Origin of the sequence: Dyadobacter sp., from assembly GCF_017744695.1 — a bacterium.
Taxonomy (GTDB): Bacteria; Bacteroidota; Bacteroidia; order Cytophagales; family Spirosomataceae; genus Dyadobacter.
This window is the reverse complement of the sequence record NZ_JAGIAS010000001.1, coordinates 475,691-495,577: the sequence shown is the minus strand read 5'-3', so window position 1 is coordinate 495,577 and position 19,887 is coordinate 475,691. Positions and strand designations below refer to the sequence as shown.

16 protein-coding genes are annotated in these 19,887 nt (G+C 48.8%); 8 read left to right on the top strand and 8 right to left on the bottom strand.

The features are described from left to right. Positions 1-46 precede the first annotated feature (46 nt). A complete protein-coding gene (locus tag J7619_RS01805) occupies positions 47-616 on the top strand; it encodes a DJ-1/PfpI family protein (RefSeq protein ID WP_291193325.1) in 570 nt (189 codons plus the stop codon). Positions 617-771: 155 nt separating this feature from the next. On the opposite strand, the gene J7619_RS01800 is transcribed toward J7619_RS01805, so the two are convergent. After that, positions 772-1,527: an SDR family oxidoreductase gene (locus J7619_RS01800; protein ID WP_291193323.1), complete on the bottom strand. Its 756-nt coding sequence runs from the start codon at positions 1,525-1,527 to the stop codon at positions 772-774. Between the two features lie 86 nt (positions 1,528-1,613). Beyond that, on the bottom strand, positions 1,614-2,192 hold the full coding sequence (locus J7619_RS01795; protein WP_291193321.1) for a TetR/AcrR family transcriptional regulator: 579 nt from the start codon (positions 2,190-2,192) through the stop codon (positions 1,614-1,616). 263 nt (positions 2,193-2,455) lie between these two features. Between J7619_RS01795 and J7619_RS01790 the strand changes: the two genes are divergently transcribed. The 7 genes from J7619_RS01790 to J7619_RS01760 all read left to right on the top strand — a co-directional run bounded on the left by J7619_RS01790 (position 2,456) and on the right by J7619_RS01760 (position 14,183). Continuing rightward, positions 2,456-2,782 carry a PadR family transcriptional regulator gene (locus tag J7619_RS01790; RefSeq protein WP_291193319.1) on the top strand — a complete coding sequence of 109 codons (327 nt, stop codon included), beginning with the start codon at positions 2,456-2,458 and terminating at the stop codon, positions 2,780-2,782. Further along, positions 2,779-5,433: an ABC transporter permease gene (locus J7619_RS01785; RefSeq protein WP_291193317.1), complete on the top strand. Its 2,655-nt coding sequence runs from the start codon at positions 2,779-2,781 to the stop codon at positions 5,431-5,433. The genes J7619_RS01790 and J7619_RS01785 overlap by 4 nt, the downstream gene beginning before the upstream one ends. Positions 5,434-5,607: 174 nt before the next feature. Next, positions 5,608-6,324: a DUF1080 domain-containing protein gene (locus J7619_RS01780; protein ID WP_291193315.1), complete on the top strand. Its 717-nt coding sequence runs from the start codon at positions 5,608-5,610 to the stop codon at positions 6,322-6,324. A gap of 127 nt (positions 6,325-6,451) precedes the next feature. Continuing rightward, positions 6,452-7,405 (top strand): bifunctional helix-turn-helix transcriptional regulator/GNAT family N-acetyltransferase, encoded by a 954-nt coding sequence (locus tag J7619_RS01775; protein WP_291193313.1) that lies wholly within the window; start codon positions 6,452-6,454, stop codon positions 7,403-7,405. 224 nt (positions 7,406-7,629) lie between these two features. Next, positions 7,630-8,025 carry a glyoxalase superfamily protein gene (locus tag J7619_RS01770; protein WP_291193311.1) on the top strand — a complete coding sequence of 132 codons (396 nt, stop codon included), beginning with the start codon at positions 7,630-7,632 and terminating at the stop codon, positions 8,023-8,025. 1,201 nt (positions 8,026-9,226) lie between these two features. Continuing rightward, positions 9,227-12,385 (top strand): TonB-dependent receptor, encoded by a 3,159-nt coding sequence (locus J7619_RS01765; RefSeq protein WP_291193309.1) that lies wholly within the window; start codon positions 9,227-9,229, stop codon positions 12,383-12,385. Between the two features lie 10 nt (positions 12,386-12,395). After that, entirely contained in the window at positions 12,396-14,183 is a 1,788-nt protein-coding gene (locus J7619_RS01760) for a RagB/SusD family nutrient uptake outer membrane protein (RefSeq protein WP_291193307.1), read from the top strand. Positions 14,184-14,231: 48 nt separating this feature from the next. Here J7619_RS01760 and J7619_RS01755 read toward each other — a convergent pair whose 3' ends face one another. The 6 genes from J7619_RS01755 to J7619_RS01730 form a co-directional block, all read right to left on the bottom strand. Beyond that, entirely contained in the window at positions 14,232-15,131 is a 900-nt protein-coding gene (locus tag J7619_RS01755; RefSeq protein ID WP_291193305.1) for a helix-turn-helix domain-containing protein, read from the bottom strand. 1 nt (position 15,132) lies between these two features. Continuing rightward, positions 15,133-15,942, bottom strand: coding sequence for a helix-turn-helix domain-containing protein (locus J7619_RS01750; protein ID WP_291193303.1), 810 nt, complete (start codon positions 15,940-15,942; stop codon positions 15,133-15,135). Further along, positions 15,939-16,313 carry a hypothetical protein gene (locus J7619_RS01745; protein WP_291193301.1) on the bottom strand — a complete coding sequence of 125 codons (375 nt, stop codon included), beginning with the start codon at positions 16,311-16,313 and terminating at the stop codon, positions 15,939-15,941. The genes J7619_RS01750 and J7619_RS01745 overlap by 4 nt, the downstream gene beginning before the upstream one ends. 28 nt (positions 16,314-16,341) lie before the next feature. Continuing rightward, positions 16,342-17,118, bottom strand: a complete 777-nt coding sequence (locus J7619_RS01740; protein ID WP_291193299.1) for an alpha/beta hydrolase — start codon at positions 17,116-17,118, stop codon at positions 16,342-16,344. 26 nt (positions 17,119-17,144) lie between these two features. After that, positions 17,145-18,128 (bottom strand): alpha/beta hydrolase, encoded by a 984-nt coding sequence (locus J7619_RS01735; RefSeq protein WP_291193297.1) that lies wholly within the window; start codon positions 18,126-18,128, stop codon positions 17,145-17,147. Positions 18,129-18,328: 200 nt separating this feature from the next. Then, complete coding sequence (locus J7619_RS01730; protein ID WP_291193295.1) at positions 18,329-19,705, bottom strand: sigma-54 dependent transcriptional regulator; 1,377 nt, start codon at positions 19,703-19,705, stop codon at positions 18,329-18,331. Positions 19,706-19,887 lie beyond the last annotated feature (182 nt).

Sequence of the window (19,887 nt, the reverse complement as noted above, 5' to 3'; positions counted from 1 at the left end):
GGGCCATCATGCTTATCATTGCCCATATTCCAAATTTCTTACATCCATGAATCGAAAAATTCTGATCGTCACCGGGGATGGTGGCGAGAGTTACGAAACCCTGTATGCCGTTCACCGCTTTCAGGAAGAAGGCGATATTACCGTGATTGCTGCTCCCAGCAAACGCCGGCTTAACCTGGTAATGCATGACTTTGAGCCCGGTTGGGATACGTATGTGGAGCGTCCAGGCTATTGTCTGGCGTCGGACCTCACAATTGAGGAAATTGTAGTAGACGACTATGATGCCATTTTGCTGCTGGGCGGCCGGGCTCCCGAATACCTTCGCAACAATGCTGCGCTGTTGGAGGCCGTTCGGGAATTCGATCGGCAAGGCAAATGGGTCTTTGCCATCTGCCACGGCATTCAAATTCTGGTAACTGCCGGTTTGGCCAATAATCGCGAATTAACAGCCTATGAACATGTGCGTACCGAAATAGAGATGGGCGGGGGCACTTATTCTTTCCAACAGGCCGTGCGTGATGGAAATATTGTAACGGGGCAGACCTGGCAATCACATCCTGATTTCTACCGCGAAGTCTTTACGTGTCTTAAAACAGCCGATCTCATGGAAGATTAAATATCATTGAAGATTAATTAGAATCAATGAGGTGTTTATGGCCTGCTCGTCGCATGGCATTACTCATTCAAATGCACTGCCTCCCAAAAGTATATAACTCTTGGAGGCAGTGCATTTTGCCGGAATTTTAAACATTTGGAAGGTAACCCGTTACCTTAGAGGGTAGCCATTCCGCCATCGATTATCAGCTCGGTCCCGAGCAGGAATCGCGATTCGTCGGAGGCGAAATACACTGCTGCGCTGGCGATCTCTTCGGGAGCGCCGAAACGTCCGGCCGGAATTTGGGCCGCAATGCCCTCACCGATTTGTTTGAACTCGTCTTCGGAGACACCGAACTTTTCGGGCGTATGGAGGGGCGTTGCAACCGGGCCCGGGCTAATGGCGTTCACGCGGATTTTTCTGGATACCAGTTCTGCCGAAAGGTTTTTCGCCAGTGACAGAAGGGCTGCTTTCGATGCGGCATAAATGCTCGCGCCCGGCATGCCCACATGCGCATTGATCGAGGTGTTCAGGATGATCGACCCGCCATCGTTCACCAGCGGAAGCAAAGCCTGGATCGTAAAATAGGCGCCTTTGAAATTGACATCGAGGATTTTATCGAAGAAGTCCTCGCTCACCTGATCGATGGGCGCGAACTGTGCGATGCCTGCATTGATAAAAAGAATATCCACTTTCGGAGTGACGGCTTCGACCTGGGCTTTAAGCGACTGAATGTCCTCCCATTTCCCTGCGTCCGATACAATGCCATGCGCCTTGCTTCCGAGTGCTTGCACCACTTTCTGGTTGGCGTCTGCATTTCGGCCGGTAAAAATAACTTCTGCACCTTCCTCAATAAACGCCTGAACGGTTGAAAATCCGATTCCGCTGTTACCGCCTGTAACCACTGCTGTTTTATGTGCTAATCTTGACATGATCGTGTTTGTTTGTATGTTTTGTAATGATCGATACAAAACTACGCACATATTTTGTAATGATCACTATAAAAATAAAAAAAATTTTAGAGAACCGAAATAATGACGTCCAAAGCGTTGTGCAGGTGTTTTTTATCGCTATTCGTGGCAGCAATCACACGGATGCCCATGAAATTGATAAACAGGAAACTGGCCAGGACGTCAGCATCTTTATCGGGGGAGATCTCGGCAGAGGCCTGGCCCTTGCGGATCAGCTCAGCCAGGATCGTACGGACCTGGGTCTCATTATCGGAAGCAATCCTGAAAACCTGGGGATCCTGATTGGCCATTTCGGTCACTGTGTTAACCATGAAGCAACCGCGGCGCTCGGGATCCTCCAAGGTATCGTCAATCAGCGATGCCAATAGGAATTTGATGATTTCCTTCACGGATTTGTTCTCGCTCACTGCCTGCCGCATCCAATCGTGCTGGGACTGTATGTAAGTTTGTAAGGCTGTGACGAACAGCTTGTGCTTATCGCCGTAGGTAGCGTACAGGCTCGGTGCATTGATGTCCATACTGGCGGTCAGATCGGAGATCGAAGTGCCGGCATACCCTTTTTTCCAGAAAACATTCATCGCTTTTTGTAATCCGGCAACTTCATCAAATTTCTTGGGTCGGGCCATAGTAATTCTGTATCGTTCATTACAATAACAATAGATGCTTTCTTTGGTTCCCGAACTGTGCCGATGCCATGGTTATCATGATGTCTTTGGGGGGCATTAGTAACACTTTTGCGTTCACTCACATTGCACCATCGTCCATTTTTGAACAGTTTGGAAAAAGTGTTTCTGGTTTAATGTTCTCATTACATGGTATTTACTTCATGATTTTTGTTTTGGCATACCATTTGTTTAGCAAATAATAATCAAATACAATCCAAACAGAAATGGGCCGATCCTACCTGGGCGAGTTCGAGGAACTTGTCTTGCTTGCTGTAACTGTAATAGCCACCGGCGCTTACGGGGTGGCGATAGCCGAAGAGCTACGCCAGCGGGCAAACCGTACCATCAGTCTTAGCGCGGTGCATATTGCATTGTATCGTCTGGAGGAAAAGGGATATGTGACATCCGAAATGGGCGGGGCGACGCTCAGCAGGGGAGGACGTAGGAAGCGGCTTTTTACAGTTACAGCGGCAGGGCGGCAGATACTGGCCGAGATTCAGCAGGTACGCAGTCAGTTCTGGAATGAAATCATCGTCATCCCTCAGCCATGAAAACGCATCGTCATAACGAGCCGCCGCTTTGGGCGGACAAGCTTTTTCGGGCGTTGTGCCCGCCGGAACTTTTTGAGGAGCTGCAGGGCGATCTTCAAGAGCAGTTTGAAATGGATGCTGATCGGTTCGGGCTAGCGGCCGCTCGGCAGATGTACTTGTCGGAAGTGCTCAAATTTGCCAAGCCCTACTTTCTGAAAAAACGTATTCTAAGCCTGTATGCTTTTAAAAGGAGCAAATCAAACGCGTATCACATAAAGCCAACATCTCCATTAGCCATGCTTCAAAACTATTTCACCGTTGCCCGGCGTAACCTTACGCGCCACCCGTCATATTCGGTCATCAATATACTCGGCCTGGTACTCGGGATGACTTGCGCGATTCTGATTTTCTCGCTCGTGCACTATCATTTGAGTTTTGAGAAGTTCCATTCCAAAGCCGACCGTATTTACCGGGTTACGACGGACTTGCATAATGAGACAGTCAGTAAGTATGGAACCGTTCCACAGCCGACTGGCGCTGCGATGCGGGACGATTATTCGTTTGTTGAAAAGTCGTCGATGCTGATCAGTTTCGGCGGAACGATTTCTATCCCGTCTTCCAGCAGCCACGCGAAGTTCAAAGAGCCGGGTGGTGTTGCTTACGTCGAGCCTGCATTCTTTGAAATAATGGATTTCCCAATGGTGGGCGGAGAAGTTCGGGCGATGCTATCGGGACCGAATGCGGCGGTGATTACCGAGAAACTGGCCGAAAAGTTTTTTCCGGGACAAAATGCGGTGGGTAAGCGCTTCCGACTGGATAACAAAACGGACTTTACGGTCACAGGGATTATGCAAAACCTCCCCGAAAACACGGATTTTAGGCATGAAATCTTTCTTTCCTATTCTACAATCAGTCAGACCCAGCCATGGCTCAATACCTGGGGTGGTATTTACAGCGGTACGCAGGCATTTGTGCTTTTGAAACAGGGAACCGACGTGGCTAAGGCCAGGCAGGCGATGGCAGGCGTTTCAACGAAATATTACAATGCAAAGGATGCCAAAGTGTTCCGTTTCGGGTTGCAGCCGCTTTTGCAAATGCACATGGATCAGGAATATGGCGGGTCGGTAGCGAAAAGCCAGCTACTAGCATTGTCGTTCATTGCGGCATTCATCATTATTACGGCATGTGTAAACTTTATCAACCTCGCCACAGCCCAGGCGTTGGGCCGGTCGAAGGAAATCGGCGTTCGTAAAGTGATGGGCAGCATGAGAGGGCAGCTTTTCTGGCAATTTATTACCGAAACGGCGCTGATTACGGTGGTAGCATTCGTGCTTGTGATCGGGCTGGCGTATGTGGCGTTGCCGTTTATGAACCAAATGCTGTCCACACGCGTCACCTTCGATTTGAAGGATGCCAGCCAGCCGCTTTTTATCGTCGGGTTATTGCTGGTCGTCATTTTTGTGTCAGGCTCATATCCTGGTCTGATACTGGCCGGTTTCCAGCCGATCAGGGCGTTGAAAGGCAAGCTGTCGCAACGCGATGTTGGCGGATTCTCAGTGCGGAAAGGCCTGGTCGTGACGCAATTCGCCATTTCACAAACGCTGCTGATCGGAACTATTGTTGTTACCAGTCAGATGCGCTTCAACAGCGAGGCAGATATGGGTTTCAAACGCGATGCGATCGTGATGTTGCCCGTTCCTGAAACCAGCGCGACGAAAATCAGTGCCTTGCGGGCACGGATAACGGGATTGCCGGGTGTCGAACAGGTCGCATTCTGCCAGGCGCCGCCGGCTTCGACGAACGGAAATTTCGACACGGGCATCCGGTATGCGGCGCGTGCGGAAGGCGAGAAATGGCCGATTTTTGTCAAGCATGGCGATCCGGGCTATCTGCCGATGTTCGGGTTGCAGCTTGTGGCGGGACGTAACCTTGCTGAATCCGACACGGTAAGGGAATACCTGCTGAACGAAATGGCTGTGAAGAAGCTGGGTGTGCGGCATGTCGAGGAAGTTTTAGGTAAAAATGCGAATATCAATGGCAAGGAAGGCATTATCGTGGGTGTCATCAAAGATTTCCATAGCGCCTCGTTTCGACAGAAGATCGAGCCGCTCTGCATTACTACACGGGTAGATCAGTACGAGACCTGTGCTATTAAGATCAGCGCCCGGAATGTACCAGCTACACTGGCTGCATTCGAAAAAAATTGGAACGAGGTAAACCCCGAATACATTTACTCGTACCAGTTCCTGGATGAGCATCTCAAAGCATTCTACGAAAACGACCGGCTCATTTTGCAGCTCATGTGGCTCTTCGCGGCAATCGCCATTTTTATAGGCTGTCTGGGTCTATACGGACTCATTTCTTTCATGGCCGCTCAAAAGACCAAGGAGATCGGCGTACGCAAAACACTGGGCGCTGGCGTAGGCAGCATTATCTGGCTTTTTGGCCGGCAGTTTGCTCAGCTGCTTGTCGTTGCCTTTCTGATCGCCGCACCGGTTGGCTGGTGGTTAATGGATAAATACCTGGCGGATTTTAAGTATCATATCGACCTCAATGCCGCCGTTTTTGTGGCTGCGGCGGGAATCTCGTTTATGATCGCAATCCTGACAGTCGGATACAGATCAATAAGGGCCGCGTTAATGAACCCGGTGAAGGCATTGCGATCGGAGTAACGTGGCTTTTTCTGTGAAGATGAGGCAGCCTTGGGTAATTATCTTTCCGCCGGGGTGCCGGGTGCCTGCCGCATTTTAATCAATTTGTTAATAGTGGGAACAGCAGTTTTCCGGTTGCAGCCGTCAGGGGAAATGGGTAATTTGAAGGCCTCTTTCTAACTATTCCTGATCACTATGCAACATTTCAAAACAAGGCGCATTGCCTTATTCCTGTTTGTGAACGTTTTCATTTTGTTGGCCGCAGGTTTTCGTGCACCGGGCCGCTGGGTAACACTTTTCGATGGCAAAAAAGTGGAAGGCTGGCACAGCTACAACCAGCAACGGGCCGTGGGGTGGTTCGTAGAAAACGGCACGCTCACGACCGACGGTACGGGCGGAGACCTGGTTACCGATAAGGAATATGGCGATTTCGAGCTCGAATTTGAGTTCAAAATCCCGCAGGGTAGCAATAGCGGCGTGCTTTACAAGGTATTGGAGCAGCCTGATATCAAACGGACTGTCTTTTCTGCACCCGAATATCAGATCATCGACGACCAAAATTATGTGGTCAAGGATTCAACCGGCAAGAATATCGGTTTGAAGCCCGTGCAGCTTTCCGGCGCGAATTACGATATGAACCCGCCGCTGGACGCGACGGCTTTTAAGCCTGCCGAAAGCTGGAATACCGGTAAAATCGTGGTGGCCAAAGACCACGTCCGGCATTTCCTGAACGGCAAACTGGTGGCGGATTACCAGTACGGCGATCAGGCCTGGAAGGAGAAGGTGGCGAAAAGCAAGTTCCGTGACTGGCCCTACGCGACACCCCATCACCGCGGTAGAATCGCCCTTCAGAATCACAATGCGAAGGAAAAGGTATGGTTTCGTAACATTCGCGTAAGGGAATTGGATTGAAAGCGTAATTTACGCAAACCCTAGAAGAGCTGCATGCGGAAAACGCGGTAAGTATCGAACCGGTTGTATTGACGTTTATGGTCAAATTGGTTGCTAAAAGCAACTAATTTGTCGTTATATTTATATTATGAAAAAGAACGTCTCGCAGATTCGGCATTTCAACCGCTTTTATACCTCTCACCTGGGTATTTTGGACAATCATTTCCTGGAAAGTGCGTACTCGCTCTCCGAAGTACGTGTATTGTACGAAGTAGGGGAGCGCAGTTTGATAACCGCTCAGCAGCTCAGCGAGCAGCTCAAACTGGACAAAGGGTATTTGAGCCGCATGATAAAAAGCATGATGAAGAGCGGTCTGCTTTCGAAGGCTGCTTCTGCCGCTGATGGCCGCGCACTTCACATCCGGCTTACCGATGCGGGGCGGTCGCAGCTGGATGAGTTGAAGGAAAAATCCGACAGGCAAATAGGAGACTTTATATCGAGGTTGAATGCAGACGAACAAGCTCTCCTGGTCAATTCAATGCGGACGATTGAGAACCTGCTATCGGCTGGCTACACGACGCAGGGGTTAGCCGGGCAGGTGGTGTATCAGGAAGGGCTCAAAGCCGGTGATATCGGTTACCTGATCCATTTGCATGGTGTGTTGTATGCGCGGGAAGAAGGGTATTCGGATGATTTTGAAGCTTACGTAGTAAAGACATTTTGTGATTTTCTGGATCATTATGATTCCACAAAAGATAAGGTCTGGCTGGCGCGCTACAACGGCGAAATTATTGGCTGCATTGCTGTTCAAAGCCGGCCGGACAATGCCGCACAAATGCGGTGGTTTCTGGTTTGCCCTGTTTTTCGGGGCACCGGCATTGGAAAAAAACTATTGGATACCGCTCTTTCCTACTGTTTGGCAAGTTCGCTTGACCGGGTGTATCTGTTGACCACCGATGTACAGAAGAAAGCCATTTCCATGTACAAAAAAGCAGGTTTTGAACTTACCAGTTCCGCTGAGTTGCAACAATGGGGCCAGGTTTTGCGCGAAGAACGCTATGACCTTCTATTAGGTGACGGTGCCCGGTCGACATCGATATGAGACTTGTGTGAATCGGTTGCCAGCCAATTGAAAAAAGTTTGTGCCTACCTGTTGAAATGTATTTAAAAGAAGCTTTCAGTCTCTTGTTAAAACATAAAACCGGGGATTTCAAGGAGATCTTTTCTAAACTCAGATTAGAAAACCCGCTATTGTTCCCATCCAAAATGTTAAATTGATACCATTGCAAAGCGTTCAGTTTTTCACCAGGCTAAATGAATTCAATTATGAAAGAGTCAGAGAATATTCGCAGTGAAATGGGAATTCGTATCGAGGGAGTCCAGGTTATTCTCCGTGTGAAGGATATGGACATCAGCAGAGCCTTTTACAAACAGATTCTGGGTTTTGATGAAGCAGATTGGGGCACAGATGATTTTACAAGTGTCAATCGGGAAAATGCAGGCATCTATCTTACTACAAGTGCTCAGGGTAGCCCGGGAACCTGGATATGGATTGGGTTCGACGGTGATATTTTTAAACTACACGATAATTTAAGAAGCAAAGGTGTCAAGATAAGACAGCCTCCCATCAACTTCCCTTGGGCCATCGAAATGCATATCGAAGATCCGGATGGTCATGTGCTCAGGTTTGGTACGGATCCGGTTCGCGAAAATATACATTGAAGCGATAAGAAAATCATCCCCCCGAAAACCGGGAGGGGATTAAGCAATATCTTACTACAACGTTTAATCTATACGATTAACCGCGTTCAATTATAGCAATTTCATATTGACGCTGAAAGTTTTAGGATATATTATTGAATCCATTTTCGACCAATGGCCAAATTGTTTAGATGAATGATGGCATTTGCGAAGACGAATGCGATGCCCGGCGATTAATAGACGCCTATCAATTCAAATGTTGGATAAGTCATGATTTCAAATTGACCAATCCCCTAATCCTGCAAATTTTAAGAATTAATTGAAAGCAGAATCGCTTTCTTATGGCGCTGTCAACCTTGGGCTATTTTCATATCCACAGCGTTTACAGGTAGCCGGATAAACCATTCCCATATCCTGGTCCGGTAGTTGGAACTCTCAACGTCGCGGCGCCGTTGGTTGTTCAACTATGCAGAAATGACAAACTATCATGGATTATTCTATTTGGTAATATTTTTCCATAAAATTGTCTTTAATTGTGTAAAATATCAAAATGCAGTCGGAATCAATCAAATATTGAAGTATTTTTGGCGCTATTTCACTTTAAAATTGTGCTGAAAAGATCGATTGTTCTGTGTGCAGGCGTCACTTATCGACGGAAATAATAAGGGAAAGTAGTTTAATGTCGATCCAATAAATTATATCGAGACCGCTGCTTTGTTGCAAATTGCCTTATTTATACCCCTGAGTGATTTTTGAATTTTAGTAAAAATATTGGAGGAAGGCGAAATTTCGGTGTTTTTGCTCGGTATATGAGCCATCTATAAATCTGGAAACAGGTCAAATTTTATATTTCCATGAAAACATATTTCACTCCTGACAATGTTACTTACCCACATCAATTGCCCATTAATCATTATCTCCATTGACGTTTTGTTTTCGCGTAACCCAGGTGCGAGTCAGCGCATTTTCATCATTAAACCTGGTTTTGAGCCGCTTTGGGCTGCCAATTGTTAAGACCACCCATTCTCCTTATTATCAAGATCTTCGGTATGTATTACAACGTATTCATTTATTCCTTTTTATAAATCCTTGCCTATGAAAAAATAAAACTAACTACTCCAAACTCCATTTTAATGCAACGGCCGATTTTTTAGTCGGGAAGATTTCTTATGTCCTAAAAATTAAAATGACGGTATTCTAAACCATGTATTAATTGAAATTTATGACCAAAACGCTTTACTTAAAACGGCTATGCCCACCCGCAGGTGTGTGCCTGGCTATGATGGCTCTCGTCGTAAGCCAACCATTGCCGCTTCTGGCATCCGGGTTGCCTGGCACGAAAACAAACCTTTTACAAGCAGATGTTACGGTGAAGGGAAAAGTTACGGAGGAAAACGGTACCCCGCTGCCAGGTGTCAGTATACTTTTGAAAGGGACAAATTCAGGTACTACAACGGATGCCGCCGGACAATATAGCATCACAGTTCCCAATGCCGAAGCCATCCTTGTATTTAGCTATGTCGGTTTCCTTAGGCAGGAAGTGACGGTTGGCAGCAGAAATTCGGTCGACGTGACACTGATGGGTGATTCACAGGCCCTTAGCGAGGTGGTTGTAGTAGGATATGGAGAGCAGAAGAAGGAGACATTGACCGGAGCTGTAACAACAGTGAAAGGATCTGACGTTGTAAAATCTCCTGCCGTCAACGTCAGTAACAGTCTTGCCGGACGTTTACCCGGGGTAACGCTGGTTTCACGAAGCGGTGAACCCGGACAAGATGGATCTACCATCCGTATCCGCGGGATGAATACATTGGGTAACAACGATGCCCTTGTGGTGGTGGATGGTATTCCAGGTCGTTCATTGGATCGTATAGACCCCAACAGCATCGAAACAATCTCGGTTTTGAAAGATGCTTCTGCCGCGATTTATGGGGCCCAGGCCGCAAACGGGGTTATTCTGATCACCACCAAACGCGGTAAAACAGGAAAGCCTACGATTACCTTTAATGCCAATCAGGGTTTCAGCCAGCCTACCATCCTGCCTAAAATGACGAACTCATCGGAGTATGCCCAGGCATTGAACGAAGTGGACCTGTATAGAAATCGTCCGCCCCGGTATACTTCTGAGGACATTGCCAAGTTTGCCGACGGCTCGGACCTATGGAAATATCCGAATACGGACTGGTTCGATGAAATCTACAAAAAATGGTCAGGCCAGCATTTTTATAACGCTACTGTATCAGGTGGCGGCGAGGCTGTGCGCTATTTTGTTTCCCTGGGCACCAAATCCCAGGATGGCTATTACAAGAACAGTGCGACCAAGTACACGCAGCATGATTTCCGGACAAACCTCGATGCGACCATCACCAAGAATATCAGTCTGCGCTTCGACGTATCCGGTCGTATGGAAGATAAAAACTATCCTACGCGCTCAGCGGGGGATATATTATGGATGGTGATGCGGGGCAAGCCGAATATGCCCGCCTACTGGCCAAACGGCGCTACCGGCCCAGATATCGAGTATGGAAATAACCCTGTTGTGGTAAGTACCAACCAAACCGGGTACGACCGCGATAAGTGGTATGTTTTGAACAGTACAATGCAATTGAATGTCAAAATTCCATGGATTGAAGGACTTTCATTCACGGGTAACGCCGGGGTCGATAAAGGGTTCAATTTCAGAAAGCGTTTTCAGACTCCCTGGTACCTCAATTCCTGGGACGGGACCAGCCGTGATGCGAGCGGACAGCCTATATTGGTGCGGGGAAAGAAAGGGGTAGGCGATCCTAACCTTACCCAGTATACGGAAGACAAGCAGGATATTTTGCTGAATGGCTATCTTAATTACGACAAAGCCATAGGAGCCAATCATATGGTGAAGTTCCTGGTGGGTACTGAAAAGAGGACCGGTAATGGCGACAAGTTTAACGCATTCCGCCGCTATTTCGTATCAACCTCCCTTGATCAGCTCAATGCAGGTGGCGATGCGGAAAAGGATAATGCCGGAACAGCATACCAAAGTGCGAGGATGAATTACTTCGGACGTGTCAATTACAGCTTCAAGGAGAAATACCTGATGGAGTTCGTGTGGCGGGTCGACGGGTCCTACATTTTCCCCAAAGCAAAACGTTTCGGGTTTTTCCCGGGCGTGTCTGCGGGCTGGCGCATTTCGGAAGAGGGCTTCTGGAAAAACAATATCAGCTTTATTAATCAGTTCAAACTGCGCGCTTCGTGGGGACAAACCGGTAACGACCGTATCGAAGAGTGGCAATATCTTGGGACCTACGGCTTCCAGAACCAAAACATGGTATTCGGTACCAATATTGAAAGTAAAACATTGGGAGAAACCCGTATCCCCAATCCCAACGTGACATGGGAGGTAGCCAGCCAGGGAGATATCGGTTTTGACGCCAGCTTATTGAATGACCGCATCAACATTACTTTCGACGTATTTGATTACCGTCGCTCGGGATTGCTTTGGAAAAGGAACGCGTCAGTTCCTACTTCAACGGGTTTGACTTTGCCCAGCGAAAACATCGGAAAGACGTCAAACAAAGGATTTGATTTCAATGTGTCCTATCGTGGCGATGTGAAGGACCTGAAATACACGATCTTTGTGAATGGAGGGTATGCGATCAACAAGGTAAACTTTATTGATGAAACGCCGGGACGCCCCGACTATCAACAGGTTACCGGCCACCCGCTCCCCACCAAGCCCAGCGATCCCAACGCGCCTTTCGATCCGGATCGGGACTTGTATTATCAGGCAATCGGCATTTTTAAAGACCAGGCTGCGGTTGACGCATACCCACACTGGGGAGGTGCCCGTCCGGGTGACGTAATTTTCCAGGATGTGAACAACGACGGCAAAATCGACGCGAGTGACCGTGTTCGCAACTACAAAACAGATGTGCCCCGCTTCCAGGGCGGTATTGGTGCTAACCTGAGCTACAAAGGCTTTGACCTTTCTATCCTGTTTCAGGCAGCTACCGGTGCACTTCGTTATCTCTCGCTGGAAAGTGGCGATTTCGGAAACTACTGGAAAGAGGATTTCGATGGTCGCTGGACTCCCGACAATATCAATGCTTCGAAGCCGCGGGCAAGTAACAGAAGCGACGAATATTGGAGGTCACAGAGAAATACACACCTGCTTTTCAACACCAATTACATCAGGCTGAAAAACCTGGAATTTGGTTACACCCTCCCAATGGGACTTGCCAACCGCCTTGGTTTACAGAACGTTCGCTTGTATGTGAATGGAAATAACCTGGCTACCTATTGCCCTGGCCTGAAAGGGTTCGATCCTGAGGATAACAACACGGGCGGTATTAATTACCCGCTTTCCAGGGTTGTAAATGGCGGTTTATCGTTGACTTTTTAATAGATGATATATGAAAAAGATTGTAGCTTTTTTAACAGTTGCGTTCAGCTTTGGCAATTTGACTTCCTGTAACCAGGATTTTCTTGACAAGCAGCCGCAGGACCAGTTTTCGGAAACCGCAGTATGGAGTGACCCGGCGCTGATCCAAACGTTTATCAATAATACCTACCGGGGACTGGGCCACGGATTCAATAACGTGATGTTCTCTACTTACAGCGATGAGTCCATGGCTGTTTGGGGACCTGTCGTCAATGTGACCAAAGGCCTGATTAATGCCAGTGATATCAACGACTGGGCTTATGACCGGGCCGGATATTTCGTGTGGGACAATGTTTATAAAAATATCCGTGCTACAAACCTGTTTTTCAGCAAAATTGACGGTGCTACCATGCTGGATGCTGCTACCAAGAACATGTACATGGGGGAGGAGCATTTTGTACGGGCTTATCTGTATCATAATCTGGTATCGGTTTATGGTGGTGTGCCGCTGGTCACCCAGGCGTATGGCCTCGGCGAGGAATATTCCATGCCCCGTAACACCTATGAAGAGTGTATCAAGTTTATTGCCGATGAATGTGATAAAGCGGCTGCGCTGCTTCCCGTAACACAGTCTGCTGCCAATTTGGGCCGTGCCACCAAGGGCGCTGCCCTGGCACTTAAAGCACGTACGCTTTTATACGCAGCCAGCGATTTATATGCCAATCCGACGTGGGCGGCCGGATATGCCAACCCGGAGCTGATCGGTTATAAGGGCGGTGACCGTGCTGCGAGATGGAGAGCGGCCAAAGCTGCTGCCAAGGCGGTGATGGACCTGAACGTTTACAGTCTGAACGCGCCGAATCCGGCTACATTGGCCGAGGCCTCCAAAAACAGGGCTGATATGTTTGTCTCGAAACAATCACCGGAGGACATACATGTACGCTTCTTCCTCGCAAAACTGGACAACGACGGTGCCTGGCCGGGACGCTCCAATGGTCCTAACGGCTATCACAACTGGGGTGGGAATACACCGCTTGGCCAGCTCGCCGACGACTACGAAATGAAAGACGGTACTAAATTTTCATGGTCGAACCCGGCACATTCCGCAGATCCGTATGTCGGTCGCGATTCGCGTTTCTATTCCGATATTTTATTCGAAGGTGCGCCATGGAGACAACGGCCGGCCGATGTAATTGACAAAGATCCCAAAGGTATCATTCAAACAGGCTATTGGGAAAAATGGAACCCGACTACTTCAAAAGTGGAAGTGGTGGCCGGGCTCGATACCCGGAAGGGACCTATCGAAGACTGGAACGGAACCTACTCAGGGTATTATCTGAAAAAATTTATGGACCCGGCAGTGGATGCCCAGTTTTTCAGGTCTGAGGTGCCATGGAGATTTATCAGGTATACCGAGATTTTGCTGAACTATGCAGAAGCATGCCTCAACCTGGGCGAAGAAGCCGAGGCTAAAAAGTACCTGAACATGATCCGCAAACGTGCTGCCATGCCTGATATTACCGAAACCGGCGCAGCGCTGATGAAACGTTACCAGAATGAGCGCCGCATTGAAATGGCTTACGAAGAGCAGCGCTTTTTCGATGTTCGCCGTTGGATGATTGCGCCCCAGGTTTATTCCAACGCACGGGGTGTTGAACCGACCTACAAATTGAATCCCGACAAAACAACCGCTGCAAAACCTACTTACAAGATCATTGAAGTGCAGGAACGTAAATGGGTGGATAGAAACTACTTCCTGCCCATTAAACTGGATGAAATGAATAAGAACAGCAAGCTGATTCAGAATCCGGGGTACTAATAAAGGTGTGTAAAAAGAATGCCGATCCCTCAGGTCGGCATTCTTTTTTTATGATAGCCGGGCCTTCTTCCGGTACACCGGCAAGCGGCTTCCCGGGTCGTTAAACCATCTATTACGAAAGTCTGAAAAGTTTACTTGCGTCATCGTCTTGAAAAATTTGCTGAAAGTAGATGGGTCGTCAAATCCCAGTTCCAGTGCAATTTCCTTCATCGATTTGCTGGTGCTAACCGCTTTACGCTTTGCTTCCAGCAACACTCGCTGCTGGATATGGTGACTGGCTGAATAGCCGGAAACGCGTTTGATTATTTCGCTCAAATAATTAGACGAAACAGCCAGGTCCGACGCATATGCGGCAACTTGCCGCTGCAGGGCAAATTTGCCGTCGAGCAGGTTCATAAAACGGTTAAAAACCAAATAGTCGGTTCTGAATTGCTGCCCCGGTGTATCCGCGTTGAAACTGGATGGGAAGAAAGCGATCAAGACTTTCAAAAGTCCGTGCAGCATCTGTGCCCAAAGGCGTTGGCGGTTATTGTATTCCCACACGATCATTTCGATGATCGTCTCGACCTCGGTTTGCATCTCCATATTTAGTCGCAACACTTCAAACTGCCCCGCGCGGCCCGCATAATCAAGTGCTGGCGGCAGGTAAGCGAGCCCGCTGCCGGCACATAGAAATTCCCGGGAAAAAGCGATTTTATAACCCACCAGTTCCGGTCCGGCTACCAATCGGCTAATCTGGCCAGGGAAAAGACAAAATAGGCTGTTATCGCTGACCAGGCTCTTTTCCAAGTCCACCGTAAACGCGCCCTGGCCTTTTTTTACCCAGATAAGCTCAAACAATTCCGACTTCTGAAATCCGAAACAGGATTCGCTGAATGCGCCTGGTGCGTCGCCCAGCGTTGTGGCATAGAAGCTGCTTTGAGAGGCATTGTATTCCATGTGTTTCATATTACATAAGTTGATATGCTTTTTTGTAATCCGAGAAAGTCATTCCCGCTTTGTTTCGGAAAAACTTGCTGAAATGGGCTACATCCTTGAAACCCAGTCCATATGCAACCTCCTTCATGGTAGAACCTGACCCGATCGCGGCATGTTTGGCAGTGCGGATAATGTGTTGGTAAATATGATGGCTCGCTGGGCGCCCCGAGACTCTTTTGATCGTTTCTGATAATACCTCCGCCCGGATCGATAATGCCCCGGCATAGTTCTGAATGCCTTTTTTCGTGACGGCGTGCTGGCCAACTAAATGCATGAACTGCTCGAAGAGTTGCTGGTCAACGCAGCGGGCCTGATCTTGCTCGCGATGCTGGAATATCCGCGAAACAGATACGAGAAATATCTTTAAAAGCCCGGAAACAAGCAGGTGGCCCTTAGGTAACCGTTGACATTGAACGTCCAGGTTGGCAATGGTCCTTTCAATTGTTCTGCTAGTCGCGCAGTTCAACAGGTCAACTGTCGCCATTTGAGGCCCGGGTAATGCTGTCCTGGCGCGGAATGGAAATGCGTCTTCAAAGCCGAACATGAATAGAAACTCTTCCGGGAATGAGACCACATACCCTTTACATCCTGCCGTGCTCTGCCGGTCGGCCACGGTTCCGGGAGGCTGGATCAGCACCTTTCGGCTGCCCGCTTCATGCTCTGTTTCGAGCCAGAAAACCCTGTATGAATGGGCCAATTGCGCTACCACTTCTCCCGCCCGGATGGTTTGCACCGAAAGCACATCGGCTTCCTTATGCAATTTTTGCACCGCCCTGCTCATTTTTTAACAGCGCAGTTTGCATTGTTACACTTGTCGCCAGGTTTTTGAGCAGCAAGCCCGATCGGCGGATATGGGAGTGGCGGAGCAGCAGTGAATAAAGGAAAGTTTTGCATCATGACGAAAGAGTTTATGGTGAAGTCCTTTCCTTTTATTTCTATAACCATGCCAGTGTGTATATTGTTGATTTTCAGTGGTATGAATCGATTTCGTGGTTTGAATTTTGTTGAAATATCAATAATACCTGAAATATGAAAGCGATATTTCAATAGTTGGCAAGAGGCATGCCCCTCAATTTTGGACAACGGCAGCGGATTTGCCGAGCTGGGTGAGTATGGGGAAAAATAACGAAAAATGCCCTTGCGGTAGGTCAAGGGCATTTTGTTTGCTGAGAAGCTTTTATCAATAGTTTTTGATCCAGTCAAGAATGTAGTCCGCGTCGGATTCCCATCCGGCCTGGGCTAAAACGTGATGGTTACGCCCGGGAAACTCTTTGTACTCGATGATTGATCCGTTCTTTTCGTAACGCTCAAAATTCCGGTTGTTCAAATGCGCCGGAATGATATTATCCAGTGAACCTGATGTGAGTAAAAGCGGCGCATGGGGTTTGTCAAAATCCACTGCGGCAGCGCTCGTGAGCCCGCCTCGGGCTACGCGCTTGGATTCGGGCGCAGTAAACAGGTCGTATGCTTTTTGCTGTTCTTCCAGCGGCATTTCGTTCACGAATGCATATTGCCAGGTGTCAAACGGCATCAGGTAGGTTTCATCCAGCGAGGTAAAAAGCCCGAGCGCACCCCATGTCGATTTCAGGAATGAAAACTCGTAAGGTATAATCCCCTGCGGCGGCACCGAATGTATGGCCACCGCTGCCGCAGCCAGGCCACGGTTCAGGAGAATCTGGGTTAAGAGGCCCCCTAGCGAATGACCAATGATAATGGGCTTTTCGGGAAAGCTCTGCGCGATTCCGACGTAGTGGTCTACCAGTTCGGCTAGTGTCAGGCGTGCCAGGTCGGTGTCATTAGGCTGGCGTGCGCGAAGTTCGGCGGCTGTTGCGTCCTTGAAAGGCCAGGCGGGCGCAAGGGTCGAATAACCGCGGGCTTCAAAATAAACCCTCCATTCATCCCAGCAATGATGTGTCACAAATGCCCCGGTTACAAAAAGTATATTTTTGGTTTTCATAATAGATCTTTGGCTAATAGTGATGATCAGAGGTATTTTTTCAGCTGCTGCGCCGCCTGGATAAACAGCGCTTTCGTCTGGGGGATTTCTGCAAGGCCATTCAGGAGGCCAAAATCATGGATTACGTCGTTGTACCTGACGGTTGTGACCTCCACGCCGGCTTCGCTGAGTTTGCGACCATATTCTTCGCCCTCGTCGAGCAGGATATCGTTCTCCGCCACCTGGATCAGCGTCGGTGGCAAGCCCCGGAGCTGTTCGGTGGTAGCCCGCGCAGGCGAGGCGTAAATCTCACGTCTTTTGTCGGGCGTGACATACTGGTCCCACATCCATTGCATTAATGTAGATGTCAAAAAACGCTGTGTACCAAATTGTTGAAATGAAGGCCGTTCGAAATTGGCATCCGTAACGGGCCAGAAGAGAATCTGGGTCTTAAATACCGGGCCGCCCTTCATTTTAGATAGCAGCACGGCGGCAGTCGAAAGATTCCCACCCGCACTGTTACCGACGATAGCGAGCCTTGTGCCGTCCAAATTGATGGATTGCCCATTGGCCACCAGCCATTTTGCCACTGCATACACTTCATGCACCGGTTGGGGGTATTGGGCTTCCGGGGCACGGGAGTAATTTACAAACACGCCCGCAAAGCCGGTGAGCGTCGCCAGGTCGCGTACCATGCGCTTGTGGGTAGGGTAGTCGCCCAGGACCCATCCTCCGCCGTGGATGAACATGAAAACAGGAAGCTGGCCGTCAACGCCTTCGGGACGCACAATGTTGAGTATGATTTGAAAACCATCCTCGGTGATCGTTTTTTCTTCCTCGGTAATGCCTGAAAGATCAACTTCGAATGCCGCCTGTGCAGCTACGAGCACATTGCGGGCATCCGCTACCGGGAGGCTCTCCAGGGGCGGCCCGCCTGCATTCAACGGTTTAAGGAATTCCTTAACGGCTGGTGATAAATGCGGATCTTCGGCAAAGTCAATCGGGGACGATGCAATAGCTTCTGTCGTCATGATATGGTCAAGTTTAGTAAATGGATAATGCAGGAAGTAAGTTGCCCCGGGGTAGGATACAGGGCAAAACTAATGACGGTACTGTTAGGCCTCAATACCGATTTGACGGTACCGGTTGTACATTTTCGGGCCGTCCGGAGCTTTTTTGAATAGAATGCGGGGAGCGGGGGATCAGGGGAATTTCGTAACAGTTTTCATCGCTATGCAAAAAACCTGGATCCTTTAATGCCTAGTTTTTTCATCCGCGAGTTGAGTGTCGACACATTCAGCCCAAGCAGTTCGGCAGCACCGCCCGAGCCGGAGACGCGCCCGTTGCATTGCCCTAAAATTTGAACAATATAATCCCGCTCCATCTCCTCCATCGATTTAACCTTCGCAGTACCATCTCCTGTTGCAATTTTCATTTTGCTGTCATTCAGCAAGCCGACGCTCGTGATCGTGTCGCCCGAGCACATGAGCACGCTGCGCTCGACCAGGTGTTGAAGCTCGCGAATGTTTCCCGGCCAATCATAACTCATAAGCTGTTTGGAAACGGAAGGGGAGAAGCCCGACACCTCCTTGCCGAATCGGGCAGCAAAAATCTGAATAAAATGGACTGCCAGTGGCATAATATCGTCTCTGCGTTCGCGGAGCGGCGGGAGTGTTATGGGAAAGACGTTCAGCCTGTAATACAAATCGAGCCGAAACCTTCCCTCCGCGACTTCTTTTTCCAGGTTGCGGTTGGTAGCGGCTATAATCCTGATGTCCAGGTTAATGGGCGTCTTTCCCCCGATCCGGTCGATTTGTTTCTCCTGCAACACATGCAGCAGTTTTGCCTGCATGGAAAGTGATATTTCCCCAATTTCATCCAGAAATATGGTTCCCTTTTGGGCCAGTTCAAACTTCCCCGTCCTGCGCTCGGACGCCCCCGTGAATGCGCCTTTCTCGTGCCCGAAAAGTTCGGATTCGATCAAGGCGGACGGCAGGGCGGCACAATTCACCCGCACAAACGGGTGCTTTCTACGGTCGGACAGATTATGAATGCTCTGGGCAATTTTTTCCTTGCCGGTCCCGCTTTCGCCGAGTATCAATACGGAAACGTCGGATGGTGCGGCAATGCGGACTTGTTCCATAACCTCCAACAGGCCGGAGCTATTTCCGACGATAGCAGAAAATGGCGTGTTCGCCGGGATGTTTAGCGGTGGTTGCGGCTTGGACAACTCCGTCTTTTGTTGATGCAGATAATGGGCAATATCCAGGGTGACCAGGATATCTTTTTCACGGAATGGTTTGACCAGAAATCCATAAGGCTGGGTACTTTTAGCGGCATCCAGGATTTCTTTGGATGAATTCGCCGAGAGGTAAACAAATGCAATGTTCCGCTTGCGAAGAATGCGCGCAAGGTCGATACCCGTCTGATTTCCTTTCAGGTAAATGTCGAGTAAAACCAGGTCGGGGAGTTCGCCATCGATGATTTCCAGCGCCGAGCGGACGTCGTGTGCGATTGCTATAATCGTATAACCAGCCTTTTCAAGCACCATCTGAATGTGATTAGCCTCGATAAACTGATCTTCAACGATTAAAACCTTGCTGTTCATAGTTCGGAGACAGCTATGATTGCCCTGGTCGACCTGGAACATAGACTAGCTGTAAATGCAAATATAAATTAACCGCTCATATTTCGATGACTTCACCAATAGCTAACAGCATTAAATCGGTTGCCACTGACCGGCAGTATCGTGTGATCGAGGTATCTACTAACGGTTTGCCTTGTACGTCT